We start from the raw sequence: 22,093 nt of genomic DNA, 5'->3' as shown, positions 1-22,093 counted from the left end.
ACAGAGGTCGACATCATCATACACCTCAACGCAGCGGCTGGCGCTCAGAGGCGAAAAATTCACAGCAGGAACTACGCTTTTTTCAGGGTGACCGGTACGCTTTTGTACGCCGGAGTCAAACTCTGTGTGTCTACCGCATCCAGCGAAAGCAGGATATTCGCTTCAGGCAGATAAGCGCCAACAGAGCCTGCCGCCATGTTGTAAATCACCACCGTTAAACCGTGCATAACACGTTCCGCACAGGGCTGGCCGTTGTCGCCCAGCGCCTGAACGTTGACCACATCGCCCTGACTCAAACCGCGAGCCGCCGCTTCTTCGGCGCTTAAAAACACCACATCACGCCGACCGGTAATGCCACGATAGCGATCGTTCATGCCATAGATAGTGGTGTTGTACTGATCGTGACTACGCAGCGTCGCCAGAACTAACGCATCGGCAGGTTGATTTTCCCGCTCCACCGCTTGCTGATGGCTGACGATAAAGTTGGCTTTGCCATTCGGCGTTCGCCATTCACGTCGCGAGGCGGGCGTATCCATGCGAAATCCGCCCGGCTCGGCAATACGTGCGTTGTAATCACGGAACGCTGGGATCACGGCGGCAATGGCGTCACGGATCAACGCATAGTCTCCGATTAACGCTTCCCAGTTGATTGGTGAAAGAGGCAGCGTGGCGCGAGCGATACCAGCAACAATAGCAGGTTCCGATTTTAGCCAGCGGGAAGCCGGTTTCAGCGCGCCGCAGGAGGCGTGAACCATCGACATCGAGTCTTCGACGGTCACCGACTGGATCCCCGTCGCCTGAATGTCACGTTCCGTTCGCCCTAACGCGGGCAGCAGGTAGTTATGTTTTGCTAGCAGCAAATGCGATCTGTTCAGCTTGGTCGCAACATGGACCTGCAGATCCAGATTTTTCATCGCCGCAAAAGTACGCTGCGGCTGCGGCATAGCCACCGCCAGATTACCCCCCATGCAAATGAGCGCTTTTGCCTCTCCCCGTTCGATGGCCCGGATACTCTCCACGCTGGAGCGGCCATGCTTGCGCGGCACGTTGATAGCAAAATGCGCCTCAAGGCGTTGCAGGAACTCTTCGGACGCCGCTTCATTGATACCCACGGAACGATCGCCCTGCACGTTAGAATGACCGCGCAACGGGCAGATCCCCGCGCCCGGTTTCCCCATATTGCCTTTCAGCAGCAGCAGGTTTACCAGTTGCTGAACGTTCCCGGTGCCGTTTTTATGCTGGGTAATCCCCAACCCGTAACAAATAATGGTAGCGCGGGATTTGTTATAGCTGTGTGCCAGATCCTCCATCTGACTGCGCGTCAGTCCGGAGTCCTGTTCCAGTTCTGCCCAGCTACACTGGCGTAAATCTTCATACAGCGCCGAATAACCCTCGGTATGCTGATGAATAAAAGCATGATCGAGGCAGGGCTGTCGATCCAGTAAGATCCGCGCTTCATCCATTTCGATCAGCGCTTTCATTATGCCTTTGAGCAGCGAGGCGTCACCGCCTATTTTAACCTGATAGTAATCGCTGCTTAGCTCCGTGGCCTGGCCGCCAAACATCTCTCTTGGGCTTTGCGGGAAGCTAAAGCGCTCAAGCCCCCTTTCGTTCAACGGATTGATGGAGATAATTTTGGCTCCGCGTTTGGCAACCTCGCGTAAAGTGGTCAGCATGCGCGGATGGTTAGTGCCGGGGTTATGTCCGATACAAATGACCAGATCGCAGTGGTCAAAGTCGTCCAGTTCAACGGTCCCTTTCCCAAGGCCAATGGCCTGCGTTAATCCAGTGCTGGTAGGACCGTGGCACATGTTTGAGCAATCAGGGAAATTGTTGCTGCCATACTCGCGGGCAAACAGCTGATACAGAAATGCCGCCTCATTTGAGGTTCTGCCGGAGGTGTAAAACTCAACCTGTTCCGCTGAGTCATAGCTGTGCAGACGCTCACCGATCTCGTGGAAGGCGATATCCCAATCCACCGCCTGCCAGGTGTCTGACGCTGCATCGTATTTCATTGGATGCGTCAAACGACCAATGTTTTCCAGTTCATAATCGCTGTAGTGCCAGAGCGTGGAAACCGGATGACGGCTGAAAAATTCCGGGGACGCTTTCTTGCTGGTTGTCTCCCAGGAGACCGCCTTCACGCCATTTTCGCACAGCTCCATTGGCGCACGATGTCCAGGGTCCGGCCACGCACAACCCGGACAATCGAACCCTTTCACCTGGTTCATTTTGAACATTGCGATAATGTCGCGGGCGATAGCCTTTTGCGAAAATACCGAAGCAGTGACGGCTTTTACCGCGCCCCACCCACCCGCCGGGCCCTGATAATCGCTTACTCCTGGAACACCATTTTTCATTATTACTGCTTATTCACCGCCAATTTTTGATGGTGAATACGGTAGCAATTTCCGTCCAACATTGATTTCCTCTTCATGGAGTACGGCCCGGCTACAATGAACGGGTTAGATTTATCTTCCCCTTTCAGCACAAAGCGACATAAAGTCCCAATCTGTTAAATTGAGTTCTACCTAACTGCTACACTGCATCAACACAACCACTCAGAAGGCAGGTCAACATGTCAGACAATACCTATCAGCCCGCGAAAGTCTGGACGTGGGAAAAATCGAACGGCGGCGCATTCGCCAATATCAACCGCCCGGTTTCCGGCGCCACCCATGAGAAAACGCTGCCGGTCGGCAAACATCCGCTGCAGCTCTATTCGCTGGGTACACCAAACGGGCAGAAAGTGACGATTATGCTGGAGGAACTGCTGGCGCAGGGCGTCAAGGGCGCGGAATACGATGCATGGATCATCCGTATTGGCGATGGCGATCAGTTTTCCAGCGGCTTTGTTGAGGTGAATCCGAACTCGAAGATCCCTGCGCTGCGCGATCACTCGCAAAATCCGCCGGTTCGCGTTTTCGAGTCTGGCGCAATCCTGCTCTATCTGGCGGAAAAATATGGTTACTTCCTGCCGCAGGATTTGGCTAAACGTACTGAAACGCTGAACTGGTTGTTCTGGCTACAGGGTGCGGCCCCCTTCCTCGGCGGTGGTTTTGGTCACTTCTATAACTATGCGCCGGTAAAAATTGAGTACGCTATTAATCGCTTCACAATGGAAGCCAAGCGCCTGCTCGACGTGCTGGATAAGCAATTAGCGCAGCATCAGTTTGTGGCCGGAGATGAATACACTATTGCCGATATGGCGGTCTGGCCGTGGTTTGGCAATGTGGTTCTGGGCAACGTGTACGACGCGGCAGAGTTCCTTGACGCAGGAAGCTACAAACACGTGCAGCGCTGGGCAAAAGAGATTGCAGCGCGTCCGGCGGTTAAGCGTGGCCGTATTGTAAACCGTACCAACGGGCCGCTGAACGAACAGCTTCATGAACGCCATGACGCCAGCGACTTCGATACCAATACCGAAGATAAGCGCCAGGCTTAAAATGCCTGATGGCGACGCCGGGGCGTCTTATCAGGCCTACAAAGATGTCATGCCGTAGGCCGGATAAGGCGTTTGCGCCGCCATCCGGCATAAAATCACGCGCTGGTGACGTCGTACTCCATACGGCGAAGTGCGTCTAACGTGGCTTTAGCTTCATCTTCATCAATGATGCTCATGGCGAACCCTACGTGCACCAGCACCCATTGCCCGACCAGCTCAGCTGTATCACCTTCACAAATCAGGGCAATATTGACATCACGTTTGATGCCGCACACTTCAACCTGCGCAAGCTGGTGAATATCTTCACCAACGGCCAGAACCTGACCAGGGACTCCAATACACATATCTGACTCCGCCCCATAGCAACCTATGGGTTATTCGACTTCAATACTTTTCACTTTCAGTGAATCGCCAGCATCAACCCGCAGACGATCGCCCTGACATAGTGGACACTGCGCATCATGCTGGGTGATTTCCACAACCTGGCTGCAATCCCAGCACCACGCCTGGGCTGGTTTGTAATCAATATGCAGCTCACAACCCTGTGCCAGCGTCCCCTGACAGACGATGTCGAAACTGAAACGGACGGCACTCTCCTCAACGCAGGAGAGTGCGCCAATTTCCAGCCAAACGCCGGTTACGCGTTTGACACCGTGCTGCTCTGCCTGCTGTTGAACAATCTCAACCGCGCTCTGACAAAGGGACAGCTCATGCATTTTCGCAGTTCCGACGACCCAGCAGCAGCGCGCGGCGATTTAGCTGCGGCGCATTCGGATCGCTCACCGGCAGCGATAACAGCATGCGCGCGCAATCATCAGTCAGACGGACACCTTCTTGTGCCGACATGCTATGCGAAAGCGGCGACATCAGCGAACAAGAGAGGTATTGCGATACGCCCTCCAGTTCACCCACGGTAAAGGTCATTTCGCCATACGGCAGACGCAACCCGATTTTTTCGCTGACTTTACGCACCGGCCAGATCTGGTCCGGTCCGGGGAAAATCAGTGCGCTGAGCATCCAGGGTGTGATAACACACCCCGTCCACTGACCTTCAAACAGCGTAAAATCAGAGACATACACCGGCATATTCGGATGCAGGAAGGAAAGATCGTGCATTGAACGCCGGGCAATCTCTTCAAACGCCGCCTGAATTTGCGTCTTCGGGGCCGTCTGAAAACCGACAAACTCCTCAGACATGAGCCGCCTCCCGAGGGATCGCTTCAACGCCTGATTCGCGAAGCGCGGCAAGAACCTGCTCAAGCGCAGGTTCAATCATGGCTTCAACCGTCGGCGTTAGCCCGATATGCGGTTCCAGCGATTCCGGAATAATACCGACTAACGTCAGCTTTTTCGGAAACTCGCCGGTGAAACGCAGGGCCGACAATACGTCGGCCAGGCCAAGCTGGTGCGGTGAGATTTTGTTCGTAAACAGCGCCGGAATCTCTTCATCCCGCAGGACCATCATCGTTCCCGGCGTGTTTTTCTTCGACACTATGGCGTCAGTAATGATCAGATGATCCCTGTTCGCCATATCGCCGAGAAGCTCCATCCCAGCCGTACCACCGTCCAGAACATCAACAAAGTCTGGCAGGATGTACCGTTGCTCTAACGCCTCAACGATACGCACCCCGATGGCTTCGTCGGTCAGCAAAATATTGCCGACCCCTAAGACTAATATCCTCATTACAGAACCTTAACTGAGACCACTTCGTTCCCGTCAACGTCCACCACATGCACCGCACATGACATACAAGGGTCGAAGGAGTGAATGGTACGAACCACTTCCAGCGGTTTGTTTGGATCGGCGATTGGCGTGCCTACCAGCGAGCGCTCATACGGTCCGACTTCATCGTTGAAGTTACGTGGGCCTGAGTTCCAGGTTGACGGAACAACCGCCTGGTAGTTGCTGATAATACCGTCTTTAATCACCATCCAGTGAGACAGCATACCGCGCGGCGCTTCGAGGAAACCAACGCCTTTAAATTCGCCCGTTGCCGGAATATCCGGTTTCACGAAGGTGGTGTGGTCGCCTTTACCAATGTTCACAATCAGCGCGTTGTACTGATCCTGCAGAACGTTCTGCAGTTCACAGCAGTGAACGGTACGGCCAATGATACGGCCCAGCGTTGAGTGCAGTTGCGACACTTCGATGGTTTTGCCGGTCAGCTTGGTGTAAATCGCGATGATTTCATTCAGCTTGGCATGGGTAGACTCGCGTTTGGCCGCCAGTTTACACAGCATGTTGGCCAGCGGACCCACTTCAACCGTTTTACCGTAGAAGGTCGGTGCTTTAACCCAGGAGTATTTGCCGTCATCAGACCAGCCGGTGTAATCCGGAACCGTTGTACCTTCCCACGGAGCCTGCGGCGCTTCGTCTTTGTACCACGCGTGTTTCGCACTCTCCTGAATCCCTTTGATCAGGTATTCATCGGAGTGAGAGGTGATCGGACGATAGGTCGACAGATCTTCATTGGTGATGTAACCACCCGGGAACAGGAAGCTGCCGTTTTTACCGTCAGTCGGGAATTCCGGCGCGCTCAGATAGTTAACCGCACCTTGACCACGTTCCAGCCACTCAGGGTAGAACGCAGCAATAACCGCGGTATCAACTTTGTAAACCTGCTCAACAAAGTCGCTCAGCTTGTCGATGAAGGACTTGATGTACATCAGGCGCTCAAGGTTCAGCACGCCGAGGCCGTCGAGGTTAATTGGGTTAGCAACCCCACCTACCGCCAGGTTCTGGATATGCGGCGTTTTACCGCCCAACAGCGCGACAACGCGGTTGGCATCACGCTGGCATTCCAGCGCCTGCAGGTAGTGTGCAACCGCAATCAGGTTCACTTCCGGCGGCAACTGCATTGCCGGATGACCCCAGCAACCGTTGGCAAAAATGCCTAACTGACCGCTGGCGACAAGATCTTTGATCTTATTCTGAACCTTGGTGAACTCTTCCGTACTGTTCAGGTGCCAGGAGGACACACCGTTCAGCATCGCGGACGCTTTCGCTGGATCGGCTTTCAGCGCCGAGGTGATGTCCACCCAGTCCAGCGCCGAGAGCTGATAGAAGTGAACAATGTGGTCATGCGTGGTGTGCGCAGCCAGAATGATGTTACGGATGTACTGTGCGTTCACCGGAACATCAATATTCAGCGCGCTTTCTGCTGCACGAACGGAAGAGATAGCGTGAGTGGTAGTACAAACGCCACAGATACGCTGAACAATCATCCAGGCATCGCGCGGATCGCGGTTTTTCACGATCTCTTCCATGCCGCGCCACATGGTACCGGAAGCCCATGCTTTAGATACCACGCCATTTTCAATTTCGCAGTCGATGCGTAAATGACCCTCAATACGGGTTACCGGATCAATAGTAATTCTCTGGCTCATGCTTTGCTCGCCTCATGACGATTTTGATCGTTTTGTTTTAAAGGAGGAAGTATCGGCAGTAGACGAATGAGTACGATGTATGCACAAATCTCAATAGCCACAAAACCAATAGAAATCAACAGTTCTTCCCAGGTTGGGAAGTAGTGGTAGCCACCACCAGGATTGAACGCCACCAGCGAATAGGACAGACGCCATGTTGCACAACCCAGCAATGCGCTCAGCGCGGACAGATACAGCATGCGTGAGTCATTACGCAGCTTAGTGACGCGCAGCACCACCAGCGGGAAGACCATCAGTACGACTTCAATCCAGAACATTACGGAGTAAAGATCGCCTGCAAACGCATAGGACAGTTTGTCGCGATAGATCAACTCGCCAAAGCGCAGAACCACGAAAATCGCCAGCAATATGCTGATGGTATTCGTCAGCTTGATGAACAAGCTTTTCTCGTCCGGACCGTTACCTTTCAGACCGGCTTGTACCAGTGAACCTTCAAAGATGACGATCGAGAAACCCATAATAAAGGCGGTTAATACGGAGAAAAGCGGCAACATTTCATACGCTTGCCATAGCGGATGCACCTTATAACCCGCAGAAATCATCAATGAACCCATTGAAGACTGGTGCATGGTTGGCAGCAGCGCGCCGAGAGCGATAATAAAGAACATCACTTTATTCAAACGCTTGAGGGAGACTTTCCACCCCAAACGTTCAAACAGAGCCGGAGCAAATTCCAGCGCCATGACGCCGATATAGATGGTCATACAGACCGCCGTTTCGAACAATACCGAGTTCACGTTGAAGTGACCTGGAATGTAGAAATACGGCAGGTTCCAGTAACGACCGACGTCAATGGTGATCGACAGACCACCCAGCGAGTAGCCAAACAGGCTTGCCAGCAGCGCCGGACGCACCAACGGATGGTATTGCCCTCTGTTGAAAACATACACCGCCCACGCCAGCGCCCAACCGCCACACGCGAAGCCAGTACCAATCAACAGGTCAAACGCGATCCATACACCCCATGGGAAACCGCCGTTCAGATCGGAGACTGAACCCAATCCGAAGACCAGACGTTTCACGATCAGGAGCATACACAGGACGATTAACGGCCCAAAAATAATGACCGGTTTGCTGATTATTTTTCCGCCCAGCGGTTTAGGATCATGACTCATGATCGTCTCCTCCGTCGTGATGGTCGTTTTTCGTGTTACGACGAACCAGCACGGTTAAGCCCGCCAGCGCAGCCAGGGGTAATATCATGCCCTTATACAGGGAATGTTGAACATGTTCAGAACGCGCACCGGTTGAAAGATCATCCAGTTTTGGCAGATCCAAATCCTCGTAAGGAACACCCGTCAGCACCATCACCTGCGTACCACCACCTTCCTTCTCACCGTACAGATGTGGGTAGTACTTCGGTACCGTATGCAGATAGGTATCGCCCGCTTTCACCGTCTGACGCGGATAGTGGTATTCGCTGCCAGGCTTCAGCGCGAGACGTTTTTTCGCCTCAGCCATCAGCTCTTCACGCGTACCAAAAATCACCGCCCCGGCAGGACACACTTCAACACAACCCGGTAAACCGCCTTTATCCAGACGCTCAACACCTTTCTGGTTACACAGTTCACATTTGTGAAGCGCGCCAAACGGGTTGTTGTAGTCGTACTTAGGCACGTTGTACGGACAGGCGACCATGCAATAGCGGCAACCTGTGCAGACATCTTTGTCATAGTGGACGATGCCGGTTTTCGGATCTTTCTTCAGTGCGGAGACCGGGCAAACGGAGACGCAGTTCGGATCGACACAGTGCATGCACTGTTTCTTAATGTATGCGTAGCCATTTTCTTCCTGGTCTTTGTTAACGCCTGTTCCGCTACGCCACACCTGGATGATGTTATTGGTATACGGCGACAGCTTGTCGTTGTTTGACCAGGTCTGCTCGCCTTCCGGGTTACGCGCCGGAAAGTTGATGTCCTGACACTTGGTGACACAGGCCTGGCAGCCCACGCATAGCGTCGAGTCATAGAGCATCCCAAGAGAACCCGGGATCGGCGGACGGTTTTCTGCAGCCGCATGGCTGATGGACGGCGCAGCGCCCAACAGCAATGCCCCGCTGGAGGCTGCTTTAATAAAGTTACGTCTGTTCACGGTTATTCTCCCCGTGAGTCAGCGTTATCTTTCTTCTGCTGACGACCCAGTTCACGAACCGCCATCACGCTGACGCCGGCGACCAGCCCTACCACGCCACCAAGCAGCCCAATCGCGCCGGCAGAGACATTGCCACCTTCTTTCATGTTGACGTCAGGTTTCTCGGAGCGCGGGGTTTGGTTTTCCACATGAGCAAGCTGGTGAATACCTTTATGGAAACCAACGCCTTCTTCGTTACAGCCGTAGCAAGGGTGGCCGATAGCCACCGGCCACACGCCGCCAACATCGCAGAATTGCAGCGTTGAGCAGTTGCCGTAGGTTTCGGGTCCTTTACAGCCCAGATGGTAGAGACACCAGCCTTCACGGTGGCCTTCATCGCCAAACTCTTTCGCAAAGCGGCCAGCATCGAAGTGCGGGCGACGCTCGCAATGTTCGTGAATCAAACGGCCATAGGCGAATGTTGGACGGTTTTTGGTATCCAGCTTCGGCGGCTTACCGTAAGTGATGATATGCGCGACCGTTGCCAGGAAGTTATGCGGGTTCGGCGGACAGCCGGGAATGTTGATGATGGTTTTGCCTGGCAGAACTTCCTGCAAGCCGACTGCACCCGTTGGGTTAACGCCAGCAGCAGCAACACCACCCCACGCGGCGCAAGAGCCAATGGCAATGATAGCGGCTGCGCCTTCAGCGGCCCGGCGGATATGATCCACGATCGGCTCACCGGCAACCATGCAGTAAATACCATTATCTTTCAGTGGGATAGAACCATCTACAACCAAAACATATTGCCCTTTGTACTTCTCCAGAGCGTTATGTTTATTCTCTTCAACCTGATGGCCGAAGGCGGCAGAGAGTACCTCGTGGTATTCCAGAGAGATTGTCTCCAGGACGAGGTTTTCCACTGTAGGGTGTGTCGCGCGAAGCAGCGATTCAGTACAACCCGTACACTCCTGAGCACCAATCCAGATAACCGGTGGGCGCTGAGGGCGGGAAACTGATTCGGCCATTTCTGCGGCGGCTTTGCTACTGAGCCCCATGGTGGCGGCCAGTGCTGCACAAAGCTTCATGAAATCGCGGCGATTGATGCCGCTCGAATTGATGAGAGAGTTATCTCCAGTCATTTTATAGTTATTCCGTTGCGAAGACCTGGCTTTTTATTTTGCACCATTCGCATGTTGCATATTGCGATCGGCGCGCCATTTACCACACTTTTTATATGGTTATGTGCGATATAATACTTCGACGGAGCAACAAAACGAAGGCGTAGGTCAATAGTGTAATTAATTAAAGCAAGATAATACCCCTTTCGGATCAAGCTTCGAGCCGATAGCCGGCCATGAAAAAGCGAATTGTTGTACTGGACTGGTTCTCTTTAAAGAAATCCATCACCATCTCCTTATCCAGTCCATAGCGACGCGTCAGGATGCCCGCTTCCCACGCGCTGAGCTGTCGATCGCCTGTTTTTTCAAACATTCGATGTGAAAACCCCAGTACAAAACCGCGTTTATAATCCGCGCAAAAATGCGCCACCGAGCGTGCGCTATCCGCATTTTCCGCGTTTAATCCGGCCATCAGGCCTTTACCAAAATGGTTGTCCATGCATAACCCCCAATCGCTATATAATAAATTATATAGCGATTTTTTAAGCAAAGACCAGAGGTATCAGGGACTTTTTTGTGCCAGCTTAAAACGACACCCAGTCATCCGTTTTAGCTGTTGCAGAGGTTTTGCGTTCTGCTGAAGGGGAAGCGGTCGAAGTGGCAGTGTATTGCACGTCGTTAGCTGATAGACGGAACTGTTGCACCGAACGTTGCAGATCTTCCGTTTGCCGTTCCAGCGCGACTGCCGCGGCGGAAACCTGTTCGACCAGCGCGGCGTTCTGTTGCGTAACGCTGTCCATCTGCGTGATCGCCACGCTTACCTGTGAGATGCCTTTGTTCTGTTCTTCCGAAGCAGAGGCGATTTGTTTCATGATGGTGGTGACTTCTGTCGCGCCGCGCAGAATCGCCTCCATCGTTAATCCGGTCTCTTTAACCAGACGAGCACCCTGATCGACACGACGCGACGATTCGCCGATCAGCGTCTCAATCTCTTTGGCCGCTCCGGCGCTACGGCTGGCAAGATTACGCACCTCACCGGCAACCACGGCAAAACCGCGCCCCTGCTCGCCCGCTCTGGCCGCTTCAACCGCCGCGTTAAGCGCCAGAATATTGGTCTGGAAAGCAATGCTGTTAATCACAGAGGTAATTTCCGCGATCTGTTTAGAACTGGCGGCAATGCCGTCCATGGTCTCAACCACTTCTGAAACCAACGAGCTGCCTTTACCTGCCGTTTCTGTCGCCGTATCGGCCAGTTGGCTGGCCTCACGCGCATTTTCGGCGTTCAGTTTTACCGTTGCGGTCAGCTGCTCCATGCTGGCGGCGGTCTCTTCCAGCGCCGCAGCCTGCTCTTCAGTACGTGAGGAGAGGTCGTTATTACCGGTGGAAATTTCCGTCGCTCCTCGCCAGATATTGTCACTACCAGAACGAATGGTACTCACGGCTTCGCGCAGGCTGTCCTGCATCGCGCACAGTAACGGCACCAGTTGGCCCACGCAGTTACGGCCAAAATCTTCAATAGAATGGCTGAGATCGCCCTGCGCAATTTGTTGAAATTGTTGGCGAATACGTCCCAGAGGTTTCACCATCATGGCGACGAGGTAGCGGTCGGTAAAGAACAGGAGCGCAATACCGAGGATTACGGCGGTGATAATTAGCGTCCGGATGATAGACGTTTTGCCATCGACCATAACGCGGGTGGTATCGAGCCTTTCACCCGCAGTGGTGTTAAAACGCTCAGCACTGGCGCCAAATTCACGGCTCAAGGCTGGCGTAACGGTGCTGGCATGCTCCGCAAAGGCCGTGAGCGTGCCCTGCTGAGCCAGTTGCATTTGTGGGATAACGCCGTTATCCAGCAACGCCTGCCACTTGGTCAGCACCGCCGCGGCGACTTCCGGATCCATGGGGCCGGGAGACAATGTTTTCATCTCCTGGAGTTTTTTACTCATATTGTCCAGGGACTGTTGCGCTGGCGCAAAATCCGGCGTTCCGCCGCTCATTTTGACATCCATTGCGCGACTTAACCGCGTCACAAAACGAAAATACTGATCGTTACCCTGGCTGAGAACAGTCATCTGATGGACGAGATGACGGTCAATATCATTCCCTTCTGATATTTTTGATAAAGAATGAAGACTGAATAAACCCACGCCCGACCACAGCAGGCAAAAAAGTCCCAGTATTGCCAACATGACAATACGAATAGTGAAGTTTTTCAGCAAACCCATAATAATTTCCTTGCCGTTGATGAGGAATTCGCCATCAGGCGATACTTACCCTTGTTATCGGCAGGCGGTAGAGAAGATATAATGCGTTCTTTATTTTTTTACTTTCTTAAGTCCAGGCCATATCTCTCCAGATGATATCAACATGAATGCTAATGAAATTAGCTAGCATTATTATTCAGATAACTCACCTAAATTATTTAATAATGCTTTGTTTTTTATCGTAAATATTTATTAAACCCTGCAAGAGTGCGCTCCCAAGAGAAATCAGAGTCAGTATTATCATAATGAGAGGTCGGATCATTATGAAAGCCGTGATTAACGCAGGGAGATATATAGCCTTCACACGCGGGTCTCCTTCAATAACTCGCGTAACGAATTCTGCCCAGTTTTTCATCCCAGTGTGACCTGTGAACGGAATATTCACCGAGAACCCGCTAGAATAGAAACGCTGTTTCGAAATTCACCTGCACTAAGGAGATCTCATGGCCTGGTTTGCCAATCCTGAACGTTACGAGCAGATGCTCTATCGCTACTGTGGACGCAGCGGTTTACGCTTACCCGCGCTGTCGCTGGGTTTGTGGCACAGTTTTGGGCACGTTCAGGCGCTGGAGTCACAGCGCGCCCTGCTGCGTAAAGCCTTTGATTTAGGCATCACCCATTTTGATTTGGCCAATAACTATGGGCCGCCTCCAGGCAGCGCAGAAGAGAATTTTGGCCGTTTACTGCGCGAGGATTTTGCACAATACCGAGATGAGCTGATCATCTCCACCAAGGCGGGCTACGACATGTGGCCAGGGCCGTACGGTTCTGGCGGTTCGCGTAAATACTTGCTTGCCAGCCTCGACCAGAGCCTGCAACGCATGGGTCTCGACTATGTCGATATCTTCTACTCGCACCGCGTGGACGAAAATACGCCAATGGAAGAGACCGCCTCAGCGCTGGCCCATGCGGTGCAAAGCGGTAAAGCGCTGTATGTCGGCATTTCATCCTATTCCCCGGAGCGAACGCAAAAGATGGCCGAACTGCTGCGGGAATGGAAAATTCCACTTCTTATCCACCAACCCTCTTACAACCTGCTTAATCGCTGGGTAGACAGCAGTGGCTTGCTGGATACGCTGGAAGCTAACGGCATGGGCTGCATTGCCTTTACGCCGCTGGCCCAGGGACTGCTGACGGGGAAATACCTCAACGGCATCCCGGAAGGTTCACGTATGCAGCGTGAAGGGAAAAAAGTCCGTGGGCTAACAGAAAATATGCTGACGGAAGAAAACCTTAGCAGCCTGCGTTTGCTCAATGAGATGGCGCAACAGCGCGGACAGTCGATGGCGCAAATGGCTTTAAGCTGGCTGCTAAAAGACAACCGGGTCACTTCGGTATTAATTGGCGCCAGCCGACCGGAGCAACTGGAAGAAAACGTTCAGGCATTGGCTAATCTGACGTTCAGCGCCGAAGAACTGGCGCAGATCGATAAACACGTCGCTGATGGCGAGCTGAACCTGTGGCAAGCCTCATCTGACAAATAGCCGTTCGTCACTCCGTGCCGGGTAGCCATGTAGATCTACCCGGCCATGGTAACGCGCCATGACCTTATACTTCTTCTGCTTTGAGCTGTGGACGCTGGTATTCCGGCCACACCAGCGCGACGAGCGCAGGGTAAGCCTCCAGGCTGAACTCCCTGAAGCACTGACGTAAGTTGAGCACATCCAGATCGGCATGCGGGACCTTCTCCCCGCTGAGACAGCGTTTTTTTATATTGTCGTAATATTTATACACCGCAGAGTTAAGGTCGCTACAGCGCCGCTGCGCATCAAATAAGCCAGGCGTCTCATTCAGCTCCGCCATCGTCATCCGTTTGATCGTCGAGTGGATAAAATCGATATATTCGTGATTAACCCGCCAATACCATACCGGGGTAATCGAATTCATCAATACAGAAAAATGATCTTCACCCTCTTCTTTACTCAAGATTTCCGGCTGGTGTCCAGCGTTACCATTTTCTGCATAGCGGTTTTTATTTGCGCTGCGCATCAACAAAAGCACCCCGCAGGTAAGCAATAGCAGGGTAATAACAGAATAAAATATACTGTTCATATACTGGCTCCATTTTTTTTGATTTTAAAATTACGCCATGCTATTGTCAACGCAGCCTGACATATTAAAAACAATACAGTATTGGCATCAAAGGATATTTCAACATGCTTCCCGAGCATCTTGTTCCCGCGCATTATCATTTATCTCAAACATCGACTAATACCTTCCCCACAGAAAACAGTGAAAATTTGACTCAGGGAAAGAGAACATTAAGCGATTATGAAGCAGATATTTTGATCAGCGCTACAGCGACCGGCCAGGCGCGCAATATGTTGTTTGAAGAGTGCGACCGTCATTTAAAAGAGCGTTTGTTTTGCGCGGCAAAGATTGAGTCATTCACGCGCTTGCTCAATTCATTGCAAGCAGAAGGCGACATTAATGCACAAGAATTAAGTAAAATTTTGACCGAAAAAACAGCCATCATTAATGAGCAAGGCAATAAAATTTGGCTTAATTTAATTACCCGCGAATCCAGCGATCCTATTTTTTATTCTCTGGAAGAGAAATAAAATGAAAGATGTTGAGGATAATAATGTTTATTTGGCTTTAGATGACCATAAAAGTGATGAGTTTGTCTTAAAGCAGAATTTAGCCATCCTGATTGCCAATAAAAACGCAACGCTGGAAAGCGTTGCCCAGGAAATGGTTTCTATACCCGCCGCGCTGGTGCGGATGAAATGGCAAAATCGCCGTGAAATTTATGCGCTACAGGCGAAAGAAGAGATCTATGGCGCCGCGATTGAGGCCATCATAGCCCAACAACCCGAACTGCGGGATAAAATCATGGCCCGGCTGGAGAGCACCTACCAGCATATACTCGCGCGAGAAACGGCCACCTTACGCCTGACGCGCAAGCTGTCCGAAGGCAGCTACGAACCGACCAGGATAACCACGGTCGCGTTAGATGAAAACAGATAAGAACAGGTTTGTAGGGCGTGGAATCAGGATAAGCAGGCCGGGTAGGTGAAAACCACTACCCGGCGAGAAAGTTACTTCGCTTTCACGGTCTCTTCACCGACCAGACCAATCTTCAGGAAACCCGCCTGATGCAGCGAGTCCATTACCTTCATCATGGTTTCATAATCGACGGTCTTATCCGCGCGGAAGAAAATTGTGGTGTCTTTCTTCCCTTCTGTCAGCGTATTGAGCTCGCTAATCATGGTTTCATCCGTCACCTGATTGTTGCCGATAAACATACTCTTATCGGCTTTGACTGACAGATAAACCGGTTTTTCGGGACGCGGCTGCGGCGTACTGGTGGAGGCAGGGAGATTCACCTTCACATCCACTGTTGCCAGCGGCGCGGCCACCATAAAGATGATCAATAAAACCAACATAACGTCGATAAACGGCGTCACGTTGATTTCATGCATTTCACCGTTATCGTCCAGGTTTTCATTAAAGCTCATTGCCATGGAACATTACCCTACACGTAATTTCTGCGCAGCACGTACCGGATGCGCGGAGGCGCTGGCGTTCAGGTCCAGATCGCGGCTTTGCAGCAACAGCACCTGCGCCGCGACATCGCCCAGCATCGCTTTATAGCTGCCAATCTGACGTGCGAAAATATTGTAGATGACGACCGCAGGAATCGCCGCAACCAGACCAATCGCGGTCGCTAACAGCGCTTCTGCAATACCCGGCGCAACAACGGCCAGGTTGGTGGTTTGGGTTTGTGCGATCCCGATGAAGCTGTTCATGATGCCCCATACCGTACCGAACAGACCCACGAAAGGCGAGATTGCCCCGATGGTGGCCAGGTATCCGTTACCGCGTCCCATATGACGACCTACTGCCGCTACACGACGCTCCAGACGGAAACCGGTGCGCTCTTTAATACCTTCGTTGTCGTCACTGCCTTCCGACAGTTCCAGCTCGTTCTGCGCTTCATAAATCAACTGTGCGCCAAGGCTTTTAGCATCGAATCCTGCGGCAATCTCGTTTGCCTGGTCTAAAGAGCGGGCATCCGCCAGCAGTTGCTGTTCACGCTTAAGACGGCGTTTCTGAGTAAAGAACTCAAGGCTCTTACTAAAGAAGATAGCCCAGGTGACCACTGACGCTAAAATCAGCCCAATCATCACGCACTTAACCACGATATCGGCGTGCTGATACATACCCCAGACGGAAAGGTCCGTCTGCATCAAATTATTACCCACTCTGTATCTCCAGGACGCAAATCACAAAATCTAAGCGTAATCATATCAAAACAACGTCGAATTGATAGTCGTTCTCATTACTATTTACATATTGCCGCACCTTTGGTTTCTTTTCCTTGCGCTTACGCAGTAAAAAAGTCACCAGAAGCATTTTGAGATTATTTTCTACTGTATGACCTTTCTGCAGGATGCGTCATCTTTGATTCATGGTAGTTTAGACATCCAGACGTATAAAAACAGGTAATACACCATGGCAGATAAACAACTTGAAACCAAACTCGTGCACGCAGGACGCAGTAAAAAGTACACGCTGGGCTCGGTAAATAGCGTGATCCAGCGCGCTTCTTCGCTGGTGTTTGACAGCGTTGAGGCAAAAAAGCAGGCCACGCGCAACCGTGCTAACGGTGCGCTTTTCTACGGACGTCGTGGAACCCTGACGCATTTTTCGCTGCAGGAAGCCATGTGCGAACTGGAAGGCGGCGCGGGCTGCGCGTTGTTCCCTTGCGGCGCGGCAGCCGTTGCCAACACCATCCTTGCCTTTGTTGAACAAGGCGATCATGTGTTGATGACCAATACCGCCTATGAACCCAGCCAGGACTTCTGCACCAAAATTCTCGGCAAACTAGGCGTCTCAACGGGCTGGTTTGATCCGCTGGTGGGTGCCGATATTGTGAAGCACATTCAGCCGAACACCAAAGTTGTCTTTCTGGAATCACCCGGCTCCGTCACCATGGAGGTACATGATGTGCCGGCAATTGTAGCCGCCGTCAGAAGCGTTGCGCCTGATGCAGTCATCATGATTGATAACACCTGGGCTGCCGGCGTGCTGTTCAAGGCGCTGGATTTCGGTATCGATATCTCGATTCAGGCGGGTACGAAATACCTGATTGGTCATTCCGACGGCATGGTCGGCACAGCGGTATCCAATGCCCGTTGCTGGGATCAACTGCGCGAAAATGCCTATCTGATGGGACAAATGCTCGACGCCGATACCGCCTATATGACCAGCCGTGGATTACGCACGCTGAGCGTACGCTTACGTCAGCATCATGAAAGCAGCTTAAAGGTCGCCGAGTGGCTGTCCAACCACTCACAGGTCGCCCGCGTTAATCACCCGGCGCTGCCCGGCAGTAAAGGCCATGAATTCTGGAAACGTGATTTTACCGGCAGCAGCGGGCTATTCTCCTTTGTATTGAATAAGAAGCTAAATAATGAAGAGTTAGCCGCGTATCTGGATCACTTCAGCCTGTTCAGCATGGCCTACTCCTGGGGCGGTTTTGAGTCGCTGATTCTCGCCAACCAGCCGGAGCACATTGCGGCAATCCGTCCGCAAGGCGAGGTGGACTTCAGCGGAACGCTTATCCGTTTGCATATCGGTTTAGAGAATGTTGACGATCTGATTGCCGATTTAGCCGCAGGATTTGCCCGAATCGAGTAACATTGCCATAGATGGACATATATGCAGACACTTCTGGTGGAAAAGTCTGCAATTGTTGCGTCCGGGATCAAGGCATCCCGGACAATTCAGGAGTACAATCCACACATAAACGCTGTTCCACAGGAAAGTCCATGGTAGTTATTCAAGATATTGTCTCCGCGCTCTGGCAACACGACTTTGCCGCGCTGGCGGATCCACACGTTGTGAGCGTGGTGTACTTCGTCATGTTCGCCACACTGTTTTTAGAAAATGGCCTGCTGCCCGCCTCCTTTTTACCCGGAGACAGCCTGTTATTACTGGCTGGAGCGCTGATCGCCCAGGACGTGATGAGTTTTTTACCTACCATAGCTATTCTGACCGCCGCCGCCAGCCTGGGCTGCTGGCTCAGTTACATTCAGGGACGCTGGCTGGGCAACACGCGAACGGTAAAAGGCTGGCTGGCGCAATTACCTGAAAAATATCATCAGCGCGCCACCTGCATGTTTGACCAACACGGCCTGATGGCGCTGCTGGCCGGGCGCTTCCTGGCGTTCGTACGTACCTTGCTGCCGACTATGGCGGGAATTTCAGGGTTGCCTAACCGTCGATTCCAGTTTTTTAACTGGTTGAGCGGCCTGCTGTGGGTCACCGTCGTCACCAGCTTTGGCTACGCGCTGAGCATGATCCCGTTCGTTAAACGCCATGAAGATCAGGTGATGACCTTTTTAATGATCCTACCGATTGCCCTGTTAACCGCAGGTCTGTTGGGAACCCTGTTCGTGGTGATTAAAAAAAAATACTGTAGCGCCTGAGTCGCATCCGTAGGCCGGATAATCTCCGGCATTTTGCCTTATGGCGCGCAGCTTTAAGGCCTACGGTGTACCTTTCAGACGGACAAGAAATCAACTCCCCTGCATCATCCGAATTCTGGCCGCATCTTCCCCCGGCGTCACGCCAAAGAAACGTTTGAACTCCCGGCTAAACTGCGATGCGCTCTCATAGCCGACACGCATGGCTGCCGCACTGGCCTTCATCCCGTCATGAATCATCATCATCCGCGCTTTGTGCAGACGATAGCTTTTAAGATATTGCAGCGGCGACGTGCTGGTCACCGCTTTAAAATTATGATGAAACGCCGACACGCTCATGTTCGCCTCTGCCGCCAGCTGCTCTACATTGAGATTTTCGGTGTATTTGGTTTCAATCCGCTTCAGCACCCGGCTTATCAAGCTGAAATGCGTCTGACGACTGACCAGCGCAAGTAACGCGCCGCCGCGCGGCCCGGTCAGCACATGGTAGAGGATCTCGCGAATGATCTGTTTGCCGAGAATACGCGCATCCAACGGGCGCTCCATCACATCCAACAGGCGCTCAGCGGCGCAGAGAATTTCGTCTGAAAGCGTCGCGGAGTTAATTCCACTGGCCGCCATGGCAGGCTGAAACAGCTCATCTTCTCCAATGTCCATCAACAGCTCCTGCAATTGCAGGATATCGACATTCAGATAAATTCCGGCCAACGGAACCTCCGGTGTCGCATACGTTTCACATTCAAAGGGTAAAGGTACGGTTAGCAGCAAGTATTCATTGGCGTCATAACGAAATACACGTTCATTGATATAACCAATTTTATGTCCAGAGAAGAGAAATATGATGCCTGGCTGATACATGACCGGTGTGCGCGCCGCTGGCTCCGTTCCGTGCAGCAGGCGGACATCTGGCAGCAATGCACTGAGTTTATTTTCATTATTTTTCAGCTGCTTAATTTTATCTGTCAGCAGAAGGCAGATCTCTTCACGGTTCATAAAGCACCATTTCATCATCGGTTTGCGACCCTGACATAATGCGCAGATTTATCCGTTTTCTCCAGTAATCTGTAGAAATGGGCAAGACATCGGCAGAAATGAGCATTGAGAGCAGCGCGGCTGGCGACCACAATGTTCATCATCCGGCAGACACTCTCCTGCCCTCTTTTTTACCCACACAAGGGAACGAGCAATGAACAATTTTAATCTCCATACCCCAACCCGAATTCTGTTCGGTAAAGGCGCTATTGCAGAGCTGCGCGACCAAATCCCTCAGGATGCCCGCGTACTGATTACCTACGGCGGCGGCAGTGTGAAAAAAACCGGTGTCCTGGCACAGGTTCAGGATGCACTGAAAGGCCTGGACGTGCTGGAGTTTGGCGGTATTGAGCCAAACCCGTCTTATGAAACGCTAATGAATGCGGTAAAGCTCGTGCGTGATGAAAAAGTAACGTTCCTGCTGGCAGTGGGCGGCGGTTCGGTACTGGACGGCACCAAATTCATCGCGGCAGCGGCACAGTACGCTGACGGCATCGACCCATGGCGTATTCTGGAAACTCACGGCAACGACGTAAAAAGCGCCATCCCGATGGGCTCCGTATTAACCCTGCCCGCCACCGGTTCTGAATCTAACTCCGGCGCGGTCATCTCGCGGAAAACCACCGGCGACAAACTGGCCTTTATGACCCCGTTTGTACAACCGGTATTTGCCGTTCTGGATCCGGTTTACACCTATACCCTGCCGCCACGTCAGGTTGCGAACGGTGTTGTAGATGCCTTCGTGCATACCGTTGAGCAGTATGTAACTTATCCGGTCGACGGGAAAATTCAGGATCGCTTTGCCGAAGGCATTCTGCTTACGCTGATCGAAGAAGGTCCGAAAGCCTTGCAGGAGCCGGAAAACTACAACGTGCGTGCGAACGTGATGTGGGCGGCAACCCAGGCGCTGAACGGCCTGATTGGCGCAGGCGTACCGCAGGACTGGGCAACCCATATGCTGGGCCACGAACTGACCGCGATGCATGGTCTGGATCATGCGCAAACGCTGGCCATCGTTCTGCCTGCGCTGTGGAATGAAAAACGCGATACCAAGCGTGCCAAACTGCTGCAATACGCAGAACGTATCTGGAATATCACCGAAGGTTCCGAAGACCAGCGTATCGATGCCGCCATTGCCGCTACCCGTGCTTTCTTCGAACAAATGGGCGTACCAACACGCTTGTCTGACTACGGTCTGGACGGTAGCTCCATCCCGGCGCTGCTGGAAAAACTGCAAGCGCACGGCGGTACGAAACTGGGTGAACATCAGGACATTACGCTCGACGTCAGCCGTCGGATTTACGAAGCTGCCCGCTAAGGTTTTTTAACCTCCGCCTTTCGTTTTTGGGTATTTATACCAGACTTAAGTCACACCTAACTCACCGGAGCTTGCTCCGGTGACTGTAATCCAGGGGGGAATTATGACCGGTCCAACCATTATTAAGCTACAGGATGGTAACGTCATGCCGCAACTGGGCCTGGGGGTCTGGAAGGCAAGCAACGAAGAAGTCATTACCGCTATCCATAAAGCACTGGAAGTGGGTTATCGTTCGATTGATACCGCCGCCGCATACAAAAACGAAGAAGGTGTCGGCAAAGCTATACGTAATGCCGGCGTGCCGCGGGAAGAGTTATTCATCACCACCAAGCTGTGGAATGATGATCAGAAACGCGCCCGGGAAGCCTTACTCGAAAGCATGGAGAAACTCCAGCTCGATTACCTCGATCTTTACCTGATGCACTGGCCTGTTCCGGCGATCGATCACTACGTTGAAGCGTGGGAAAACATGATCGATCTGCAAAAAGAAGGGCTGATTAAGAGCATCGGCGTGTGCAACTTTCAGATCAATCATCTCCAGCGCCTGATCGATGAAACTGGCGTTCATCCCGTGATCAACCAGATAGAACTGCACCCACTTATGCAGCAGCGCCAGCTTCATGCCTGGAACGCCACGCATAAGATCCAGACCGAATCCTGGAGTCCATTGGCGCAGGGCGGGAAAGACGTCTTCGACCAAAAGATCATCCGTAACCTCGCAGAGAAATATGGTAAATCACCAGCGCAGATTGTCATCCGCTGGCATCTGGATAACGGTCTGGTGGTTATTCCGAAATCGGTGACGCCTGCCCGTATCGCTGAAAACTTTAACGTCTGGGACTTCCGCCTGGATAAAGAAGAATTAGGCGAAATCGCGAAACTCGATCAGGGCAGACGGCTGGGACCAGACCCGGACCAGTTCGGCGGTTAATCTCTTCTCTCCGGCCCGACACTCCCGTCGG

Annotated in this window: 23 protein-coding genes; 8 read left to right on the top strand and 15 right to left on the bottom strand. The window is 52.4% G+C overall.

Features of this window, described 5'->3' with window-relative positions; all coding sequences use genetic code 11:
• Positions 1–71 precede the first annotated feature (71 nt).
• The gene (locus OOJ59_RS21540) at positions 72–2,360 is read right to left on the bottom strand and encodes an FdhF/YdeP family oxidoreductase (protein ID WP_160955883.1); all 2,289 of its coding nucleotides are present in this window, start codon (positions 2,358–2,360) and stop codon (positions 72–74) included.
• A gap of 218 nt (positions 2,361–2,578) precedes the next feature.
• On the opposite strand from OOJ59_RS21540, the gene yghU reads away from it, so the two are divergent.
• The gene (gene yghU / locus OOJ59_RS21535) at positions 2,579–3,445 is read left to right on the top strand and encodes a glutathione-dependent disulfide-bond oxidoreductase (RefSeq protein ID WP_003846344.1); all 867 of its coding nucleotides are present in this window, start codon (positions 2,579–2,581) and stop codon (positions 3,443–3,445) included.
• 95 nt (positions 3,446–3,540) lie between these two features.
• Here yghU and hybG read toward each other — a convergent pair whose 3' ends face one another.
• The 10 genes from hybG to OOJ59_RS21485 all read right to left on the bottom strand — a co-directional run bounded on the left by hybG (position 3,541) and on the right by OOJ59_RS21485 (position 12,308).
• On the bottom strand, positions 3,541–3,789 hold the full coding sequence (gene hybG / locus OOJ59_RS21530) for a hydrogenase maturation factor HybG (RefSeq protein WP_003024459.1): 249 nt from the start codon (positions 3,787–3,789) through the stop codon (positions 3,541–3,543).
• Positions 3,790–3,819: 30 nt separating this feature from the next.
• Positions 3,820–4,161: a hydrogenase maturation nickel metallochaperone HypA gene (hypA, locus tag OOJ59_RS21525; protein ID WP_003828349.1), complete on the bottom strand. Its 342-nt coding sequence runs from the start codon at positions 4,159–4,161 to the stop codon at positions 3,820–3,822.
• Entirely contained in the window at positions 4,154–4,642 is a 489-nt protein-coding gene (gene hybE / locus OOJ59_RS21520; protein ID WP_079225995.1) for a hydrogenase-2 assembly chaperone, read from the bottom strand. The genes hypA and hybE overlap by 8 nt, the downstream gene beginning before the upstream one ends.
• Entirely contained in the window at positions 4,635–5,129 is a 495-nt protein-coding gene (locus OOJ59_RS21515; protein ID WP_160955881.1) for a HyaD/HybD family hydrogenase maturation endopeptidase, read from the bottom strand. Before OOJ59_RS21515 ends, hybE begins: the two co-directional genes overlap by 8 nt.
• Positions 5,129–6,832: a hydrogenase 2 large subunit gene (gene hybC / locus OOJ59_RS21510; RefSeq protein ID WP_038633838.1), complete on the bottom strand. Its 1,704-nt coding sequence runs from the start codon at positions 6,830–6,832 to the stop codon at positions 5,129–5,131. Before hybC ends, OOJ59_RS21515 begins: the two co-directional genes overlap by 1 nt.
• Positions 6,829–8,007 (bottom strand): Ni/Fe-hydrogenase cytochrome b subunit, encoded by a 1,179-nt coding sequence (hybB, locus tag OOJ59_RS21505; protein ID WP_038633842.1) that lies wholly within the window; start codon positions 8,005–8,007, stop codon positions 6,829–6,831. The genes hybC and hybB overlap by 4 nt, the downstream gene beginning before the upstream one ends.
• Positions 7,997–8,983 (bottom strand): hydrogenase 2 operon protein HybA, encoded by a 987-nt coding sequence (gene hybA, locus OOJ59_RS21500; RefSeq protein ID WP_003828357.1) that lies wholly within the window; start codon positions 8,981–8,983, stop codon positions 7,997–7,999. Before hybA ends, hybB begins: the two co-directional genes overlap by 11 nt.
• A 2-nt stretch (positions 8,984–8,985) precedes the next feature.
• On the bottom strand, positions 8,986–10,104 hold the full coding sequence (gene hybO, locus OOJ59_RS21495) for a hydrogenase 2 small subunit (RefSeq protein ID WP_003024486.1): 1,119 nt from the start codon (positions 10,102–10,104) through the stop codon (positions 8,986–8,988).
• 190 nt (positions 10,105–10,294) lie between these two features.
• Positions 10,295–10,582: a DUF2623 family protein gene (locus OOJ59_RS21490; protein WP_038633845.1), complete on the bottom strand. Its 288-nt coding sequence runs from the start codon at positions 10,580–10,582 to the stop codon at positions 10,295–10,297.
• An 85-nt stretch (positions 10,583–10,667) separates the two neighbouring features.
• Positions 10,668–12,308: a methyl-accepting chemotaxis protein gene (locus OOJ59_RS21485; RefSeq protein WP_160955880.1), complete on the bottom strand. Its 1,641-nt coding sequence runs from the start codon at positions 12,306–12,308 to the stop codon at positions 10,668–10,670.
• A 482-nt stretch (positions 12,309–12,790) separates the two neighbouring features.
• On the opposite strand from OOJ59_RS21485, the gene OOJ59_RS21475 reads away from it, so the two are divergent.
• Complete coding sequence (locus tag OOJ59_RS21475; protein ID WP_042310975.1) at positions 12,791–13,831, top strand: aldo/keto reductase; 1,041 nt, start codon at positions 12,791–12,793, stop codon at positions 13,829–13,831.
• A 64-nt stretch (positions 13,832–13,895) separates the two neighbouring features.
• Here OOJ59_RS21475 and OOJ59_RS21470 read toward each other — a convergent pair whose 3' ends face one another.
• Positions 13,896–14,399, bottom strand: coding sequence for an ESA_00282 family adhesion-associated protein (locus OOJ59_RS21470; RefSeq protein WP_038633854.1), 504 nt, complete (start codon positions 14,397–14,399; stop codon positions 13,896–13,898).
• Between the two features lie 104 nt (positions 14,400–14,503).
• Between OOJ59_RS21470 and OOJ59_RS21465 the strand changes: the two genes are divergently transcribed.
• Together OOJ59_RS21465 and OOJ59_RS21460 are read left to right on the top strand one after the other, a co-directional pair.
• Positions 14,504–14,908: a hypothetical protein gene (locus tag OOJ59_RS21465; protein ID WP_038633858.1), complete on the top strand. Its 405-nt coding sequence runs from the start codon at positions 14,504–14,506 to the stop codon at positions 14,906–14,908.
• A gap of 1 nt (position 14,909) precedes the next feature.
• Positions 14,910–15,317 carry a hypothetical protein gene (locus OOJ59_RS21460; protein ID WP_038633861.1) on the top strand — a complete coding sequence of 136 codons (408 nt, stop codon included), beginning with the start codon at positions 14,910–14,912 and terminating at the stop codon, positions 15,315–15,317.
• 71 nt (positions 15,318–15,388) lie between these two features.
• On the opposite strand, the gene exbD is transcribed toward OOJ59_RS21460, so the two are convergent.
• Complete coding sequence (gene exbD, locus OOJ59_RS21455; protein ID WP_038633864.1) at positions 15,389–15,814, bottom strand: TonB system transport protein ExbD; 426 nt, start codon at positions 15,812–15,814, stop codon at positions 15,389–15,391.
• Positions 15,815–15,820: 6 nt separating this feature from the next.
• The gene (gene exbB, locus OOJ59_RS21450) at positions 15,821–16,555 is read right to left on the bottom strand and encodes a tol-pal system-associated acyl-CoA thioesterase (protein WP_061382446.1); all 735 of its coding nucleotides are present in this window, start codon (positions 16,553–16,555) and stop codon (positions 15,821–15,823) included.
• A 250-nt stretch (positions 16,556–16,805) separates the two neighbouring features.
• Here exbB and metC point away from each other — a divergent pair, with 250 nt between their 5' ends.
• Positions 16,806–17,993: a cystathionine beta-lyase gene (gene metC, locus OOJ59_RS21445; protein ID WP_087856816.1), complete on the top strand. Its 1,188-nt coding sequence runs from the start codon at positions 16,806–16,808 to the stop codon at positions 17,991–17,993.
• A gap of 131 nt (positions 17,994–18,124) precedes the next feature.
• A complete protein-coding gene (gene yghB, locus OOJ59_RS21440) occupies positions 18,125–18,784 on the top strand; it encodes a DedA family general envelope maintenance protein YghB (RefSeq protein ID WP_003024510.1) in 660 nt (219 codons plus the stop codon).
• Between the two features lie 90 nt (positions 18,785–18,874).
• On the opposite strand, the gene OOJ59_RS21435 is transcribed toward yghB, so the two are convergent.
• Positions 18,875–19,774: an AraC family transcriptional regulator gene (locus tag OOJ59_RS21435; protein WP_069324424.1), complete on the bottom strand. Its 900-nt coding sequence runs from the start codon at positions 19,772–19,774 to the stop codon at positions 18,875–18,877.
• Positions 19,775–19,967: 193 nt separating this feature from the next.
• On the opposite strand from OOJ59_RS21435, the gene yqhD reads away from it, so the two are divergent.
• Positions 19,968–21,131, top strand: coding sequence for an alcohol dehydrogenase (yqhD, locus tag OOJ59_RS21430; RefSeq protein WP_038633876.1), 1,164 nt, complete (start codon positions 19,968–19,970; stop codon positions 21,129–21,131).
• A 103-nt stretch (positions 21,132–21,234) separates the two neighbouring features.
• Entirely contained in the window at positions 21,235–22,062 is an 828-nt protein-coding gene (dkgA, locus tag OOJ59_RS21425) for a 2,5-didehydrogluconate reductase DkgA (RefSeq protein ID WP_160955879.1), read from the top strand.
• Positions 22,063–22,093: the final 31 nt, after the last annotated feature.

The organism is Citrobacter sp. W9, from assembly GCF_026719375.1.
In the GTDB taxonomy this organism is placed as follows: Bacteria; Pseudomonadota; Gammaproteobacteria; order Enterobacterales; family Enterobacteriaceae; genus Citrobacter; species Citrobacter werkmanii.
The sequence above is the reverse complement of the archived record's forward strand: the minus strand, read 5'-3'. Positions and strand labels throughout refer to the sequence as shown.

What these genes read in the sequence shown, in the direction of transcription:
- OOJ59_RS21540 (WP_160955883.1), bottom strand. Translation starts at nt 2,360, where the DNA reads ATGAAAAATGGTGTTCCAGGAGTAAGCGATTATCAGGGCCCGGCGGGT.
- yghU (WP_003846344.1), top strand. Translation starts at nt 2,579, where the DNA reads ATGTCAGACAATACCTATCAGCCCGCGAAAGTCTGGACGTGGGAAAAA.
- hybG (WP_003024459.1), bottom strand. Translation starts at nt 3,789, where the DNA reads ATGTGTATTGGAGTCCCTGGTCAGGTTCTGGCCGTTGGTGAAGATATT.
- hypA (WP_003828349.1), bottom strand. Translation starts at nt 4,161, where the DNA reads ATGCATGAGCTGTCCCTTTGTCAGAGCGCGGTTGAGATTGTTCAACAG.
- hybE (WP_079225995.1), bottom strand. Translation starts at nt 4,642, where the DNA reads ATGTCTGAGGAGTTTGTCGGTTTTCAGACGGCCCCGAAGACGCAAATT.
- OOJ59_RS21515 (WP_160955881.1), bottom strand. Translation starts at nt 5,129, where the DNA reads ATGAGGATATTAGTCTTAGGGGTCGGCAATATTTTGCTGACCGACGAA.
- hybC (WP_038633838.1), bottom strand. Translation starts at nt 6,832, where the DNA reads ATGAGCCAGAGAATTACTATTGATCCGGTAACCCGTATTGAGGGTCAT.
- hybB (WP_038633842.1), bottom strand. Translation starts at nt 8,007, where the DNA reads ATGAGTCATGATCCTAAACCGCTGGGCGGAAAAATAATCAGCAAACCG.
- hybO (WP_003024486.1), bottom strand. Translation starts at nt 10,104, where the DNA reads ATGACTGGAGATAACTCTCTCATCAATTCGAGCGGCATCAATCGCCGC.
- OOJ59_RS21490 (WP_038633845.1), bottom strand. Translation starts at nt 10,582, where the DNA reads ATGGACAACCATTTTGGTAAAGGCCTGATGGCCGGATTAAACGCGGAA.
- OOJ59_RS21485 (WP_160955880.1), bottom strand. Translation starts at nt 12,308, where the DNA reads ATGGGTTTGCTGAAAAACTTCACTATTCGTATTGTCATGTTGGCAATA.
- OOJ59_RS21475 (WP_042310975.1), top strand. Translation starts at nt 12,791, where the DNA reads ATGGCCTGGTTTGCCAATCCTGAACGTTACGAGCAGATGCTCTATCGC.
- OOJ59_RS21470 (WP_038633854.1), bottom strand. Translation starts at nt 14,399, where the DNA reads ATGAACAGTATATTTTATTCTGTTATTACCCTGCTATTGCTTACCTGC.
- OOJ59_RS21465 (WP_038633858.1), top strand. Translation starts at nt 14,504, where the DNA reads ATGCTTCCCGAGCATCTTGTTCCCGCGCATTATCATTTATCTCAAACA.
- OOJ59_RS21460 (WP_038633861.1), top strand. Translation starts at nt 14,910, where the DNA reads ATGAAAGATGTTGAGGATAATAATGTTTATTTGGCTTTAGATGACCAT.
- exbD (WP_038633864.1), bottom strand. Translation starts at nt 15,814, where the DNA reads ATGGCAATGAGCTTTAATGAAAACCTGGACGATAACGGTGAAATGCAT.
- metC (WP_087856816.1), top strand. Translation starts at nt 16,806, where the DNA reads ATGGCAGATAAACAACTTGAAACCAAACTCGTGCACGCAGGACGCAGT.
- yghB (WP_003024510.1), top strand. Translation starts at nt 18,125, where the DNA reads ATGGTAGTTATTCAAGATATTGTCTCCGCGCTCTGGCAACACGACTTT.
- OOJ59_RS21435 (WP_069324424.1), bottom strand. Translation starts at nt 19,774, where the DNA reads ATGAACCGTGAAGAGATCTGCCTTCTGCTGACAGATAAAATTAAGCAG.
- yqhD (WP_038633876.1), top strand. Translation starts at nt 19,968, where the DNA reads ATGAACAATTTTAATCTCCATACCCCAACCCGAATTCTGTTCGGTAAA.
- dkgA (WP_160955879.1), top strand. Translation starts at nt 21,235, where the DNA reads ATGACCGGTCCAACCATTATTAAGCTACAGGATGGTAACGTCATGCCG.